The organism is Gilliamella intestini, assembly GCF_900094935.1.
Classification (GTDB): Bacteria; Pseudomonadota; Gammaproteobacteria; order Enterobacterales; family Orbaceae; genus Gilliamella; species Gilliamella intestini.
Window position 1 is genome coordinate 1 of sequence record NZ_FMBA01000078.1, and the last position, 5,143, is coordinate 5,143.

Here is a 5,143-nt window from a genome sequence, read left to right on the forward strand (position 1 = left end):
ATGCCTTTATATGCGGTGCTTTCTAACGTCAGTGATGCGCAAGCCGTTAAAAACTACTATATTACCGATGGCTCGCAAACGCCTTATGGCCTTTATACTGGCACCCCTTACGAACACTGGTTTTCAGTAATGCCTATGCTAGTTAGGCTTGATGAGCACAGCCCTTTTTTAGATTGGGTAAACAACACCGAGTATAAAGACTGGGGCTGGCTGGCGCGCTCTCATTTACCCTTTGAAGACATCTGCGCGCATTTACGCAGCTTAACCCAAGCCATAATGCCCGATGGCGAAACGGTATTCTTTCGCTATTGGGATGGTGAGTACCTGTCAATCATGCTCGATTATTTTACCGATAGTTGGCAAGACGTTCTCCCTGCCTTTGCCTTTTATTGGATCAATCACCAATCGCACGTGGTGCATGTGCCGTTTGAACAAGCTGTACAGACATCGCCTTGGTGGCAAGTGCCACAGCCACTCATTGACACTATAGTACAAACTACACTGACACCTTTAATCAGTAATATGTTGTTATGGTTAAAAGAAAATAATTTACCCCTGTATGACGCCTTTCCAGAGGCATTAATCAAACAAAAGATTATGCATTTAGCCACCAAGTACAAATCAAAAACAGCAGACAAGCAAATGACACAGCAATTAGTTTTAGCGTTACAACAAGAGTTGCAATTAGCAACCAACCCCTTCGAAGTGTTTGATGCTGACTTTTTTAGTAATAAATAAGGAATGTTATGGGATACATTGAATCAATAGAGCAAGATTTAGATTTATTTAAACGAAAAGCGCTACTTACCGAAGAGTACAAAAAAGTACTTGAAGACTGGCGCGTTCGTGCATTTAATAAGTCGTCTGATTTTATTGGTGGTCCTACCTTTGAAATGGACCGGGTGCTATCTATTAATAATAACGATAAAACCGTCAACTATGAACAAAAAAGTATCGAAACGGCCACAATAACCTGCCCGCTAAATAGACAAATAGAAATTGTACTTAAGCACGAATCCATACTTAATTTACCCATTCCCGATGTTTTAATTAAATTATTTGAATATCACTCATGGGGAAGAAGTAAAAATGTCAGCAGCAAAAAAACTGATGCTGAAGGACGAGCGGTATTTACTGATTTAACGTTAAATGAATCCTATTTTGCCGAAGCAATCGATAACAACTTAGTGGAGAATAACAAAAAGTTATTCCAAGCTTATGATAAACTAATGTTAGAGATGTACACCTATTTAAATGCATCTTGGGAAAAATATAAACCAGAATGGGAAAAAGGTATTGATGTTGTTGAACTGATAAAAAAATTCATTAAAGGTTTATTTGATGGTTTTATTAGTGTTTGGGATGACATTGAACTGGCTTATAACGTCATTACCGACCCAATAAAATACGGAAAAATGATTTATGATGGAGCAGCAAAATTATACGATATTATCGGCGACATACCTAAAATTGATATTAAAGCATCGCTTGAGCAAGGTAAAGATTTTGCGCTACATTTAGCGGCATTTTTTAGTGATGAGAGTGCAATTTACTTAATTGCTAACGCCGTATTATTAAATATTAAGATGTATCCATGGGGTAATATCTTACCTGAACTGGTTTCACTTGGTGGAAACATATTGGGGGATATCCTTCGCGGTCTAATATTTGGCGCTTTGCTCTCATTAATTGCTGGTCCTGTTGGCATGGCTTATATGGCTTATCGCTTAGCCTCGGTTGCGAAAAAAGCGTCTGGATTAGTAAAAAAAATCTGGGATGTTTTAAAAAATATTTTGAATTCCCTCGCTGAACTAATCAAAGAATTTTTCAAGCTAGTGTCTGAATTAGTGCACAAAATGAAAAACTCTTTAATGACAAAAATGAATAAAGAGAACAGGCTAGCAGCAGAGCAAAAAACACATCTAGAACTTGAACACAGAAGAGAAACCTCATCAGGAAGCACCCATAACGACACCGCCTCTCAATCGACCAAAAAATGCTCAACAACCGGTTGCCCTATCTCCATGATCACCGGTGAAGAGTTATTATTACTTGATGATGCAACTTTATTAGGTGTTTATCCTTTCACGTTCCAACGACAATATCGCACCACCGCAGTCGAAGTGAGTTCGGTATTCGGTTATGGCTGGAGCCACTCATTACAACATCAATTTACCTTTAATGATAAAGACGAAACCATTAAATGGGTTGACCATCAAAATCTTATCATTACCTTGCCAATGCCCGACAAGGCGATTTCCTTATCGGCTAATTTAATGGCAAAAACCGCAGTTTGGTTAGGCGAACAAGAGCAAGAATATCTATTTACCTCTGCCAGTTTAAACGGTTGGGTCATGCATGTTAACCGTTTAGCGGATAATAGCGGAAAAATAACCGGCTTTTCTCAGAAAAAGCAACATCTCCGTCTTCATTATGACAATAAAACCGACCTGCCAATAAGGTTAGAAAACCCGGCAGGTGCAAGTTTACTGTTTGATTATATTGCCACCGAGCAAGGTCACCGCTTAGCCGAAATCCGCTTAAAACGGCATATTACCCTAAAAGGTACAGCCCCAGAGCCGATTATCCGTTACACCTATGATGAACGCGGGCAACTGAGTGAAGCCATTAATCCCGCTAACGAAGCAGAGCGTTATGCGTATCGTGACGATTATGTCTTTAGCCAACGCTGTTTGGCCGGTGGGGCAGAATTTTATTGGCAATGGCAAGGTACAGGCAAAGCGGTGCGTGCACTGCGTCACTGGAGTAATATCCCTAATACAGAAATACGTTATGAATGGGATGATGCTACAGGTACGTCTACGGCGATTTATGCCGATGGCTCAAAAGAAATATGGGTGCATGATAAACAATCCGCCCGTCAGGTTAAGCACATTTCACCGAGCGGAGCAACGATTGAACGTCACTATGGCCAAGAGGGGGAGCTTTTAGCCGAAACCGACCCACTGGGCAATACCACCGAATATGGTTATGACGGTGAGCTCAACTGCGTATCAGTCACCTATCCCGATGGCAGGCGTTTATGGCAACGCTTTAATCGTGGCTTATTAATGGAGCGAATTGAGTACAGTGCCGACGGCTTTGAAAAAAGTAAAGAGAAATGGGAATATGATATTGACGGGCAACTGCTGTGCTATATCAACCCTATGCAAGAAGAGCTGCACTATCAGTGGACAGAGGGAGGCGTATTAAGTGCCATCCGCTATGGCGATGAGACCTGCGAACGCTATACCATCAATGCATTGGGGCAACTGCTTGAATACCAAAGTCGCAGTGGTGAAATCACCTATTATCGCTACAATGCCATGGGTAAACTGGTGTTTGAAAGCACCAGCAATCCGCAACAATATGGACATGAAAAAGAGATTGACCAACTACCGGCGACTCGGTTGGTTTGGGATGATGCAGGACGGCTAGCTGCCGTACGCTGGCCAGATGGTAGCTCACGCAAATTTAGCTATAACCCATATGGTGGCATAACGAAAGAAGTTGACCAAAAGCAGCGTGAAACCCACTACGAATATCATGACAACACCATGCTGATTAAACGCATTCGCTATCCCGATAACAGCTATAGTGAATACTTATATAACAATGTGCATGGTGAAATTAGCGACATTATTAACGCCAATGGCGACCACTATCATATTGATTACACACCAAGTGGCAAAGTAAAAACAGAAAAACTATTTGATGGACGCTACATTGTTTGGGACTATGACGCTAATGACCAGATAATCAAACGAACAGAATACGGTGAGAGTCGGCGAGAAGAGACCGCTTTAATCACCACCTACGAGCGTGACCATTGCGGACGTGTAATAGCACGCCTATTGCCTGATGGTCAAAAGATAACCTACCGCTATGATGGATTTGGTCGACTCAATGAAGTGGATGATGGCAAATGGCCACTGGTATGGCAATACGATAAATGTGGACGCATCACGCAAGAACACCAAGGCTTTAGTAGTCAATATTTTGATTATGACCAAGCAGGACGCTTATTTAGAATGCGCATGCCTGATGGCAATATCTTAACCCACTATTACCGTGGTGATGAAGTGAGCCAAATCGACCTAAACGGTCAAACACTATCGACACACCGCTGGCAAGAAGGCAATGAAATCGCCCGTAGCATGGGGCGATTTGGTGAACTCAATTGTCATCAACAATTTGATAATCGTGGTCGATTGCTTAATCAAAAACTCAAGGTCAAAGACAGCCTCAACAAACCGATTGAACGCCATTACCAATATAATGTTGCCGGCGAACTCACCCAAATGACCGACAACTACAAAGGACTAAAAACCTTTACCCACGACTTAAAAAGCCGACTCAGTAGCGCCAGCCACCAACCCTATAGCCAAGGGCAGTTACCGGATGAGCTAAGCTACAAAGGCTATCATGAGCACTTTTATTTTGACGGAGCTGATAACTTACTGGGCAGTGAAATGCCACTTGATGAATTAAAACACGCATCAGTTGCCACAAAAAACAATGGTAACCCAAAATCACCACAAACCCACAACAAACTCAAAGCTAACCGCCTGCTGATTCAAGGTGACCGACATTATCAATACGACGAATACGGCAATGTGATTCGAGAATTACGCGGTAAACGGCAACATACCGAGCATCAATTTAAATGGGATGGGCAACATCGGCTTATTGAATTTAAAAAAATCCGCCACTATTGGGACGAGTACGATAAAGACTTTCATCAAACCGTTGAAACGGTGCACTGTTATGAGTATGACGCCTTTGGTCGACGAATCAGCAAAACCGACATGCAAACCGGTGATAAAACGCTATTCTTCTGGCTGGGCGATAAGCTTATTACCGAATGCCATGCGGATGATGCGGATTTTAGTGTAGAAACTATCCGCAATGAACACACAAAAGCCCAAAACTACCGCTGCCTAAGTTACATCTACGAACCCAGCAGCACCGGCTTTAGACCAATGGCGCAGCTAGTGGGGCGAGGACGAGGAGGGCAAATCTACTACTACTTCAACGACCAACTCGGCACCCCACAAGAGCTAATGACCGCAAATGGTGATATAGTTTGGAGTGGCGTTTACAAATCCTATGGCGAGCTTGCGATAGAATACCGCACCGTCCC

At 42.5% G+C, this 5,143-nt stretch carries 2 protein-coding genes; both read left to right on the top strand.

Going from position 1 to position 5,143, the window contains the following annotated elements:
- On the top strand, positions 1 to 738 hold a 738-nt coding region (locus tag GA0061080_RS11820; protein WP_091125999.1), incomplete at its 5' end, for a DUF4123 domain-containing protein.
- Positions 739 to 746: 8 nt separating this feature from the next.
- A partial coding sequence (locus GA0061080_RS11825; RefSeq protein ID WP_091126003.1) for a DUF6531 domain-containing protein occupies positions 747 to 5,143 on the top strand: 4,397 nt, incomplete at its 3' end.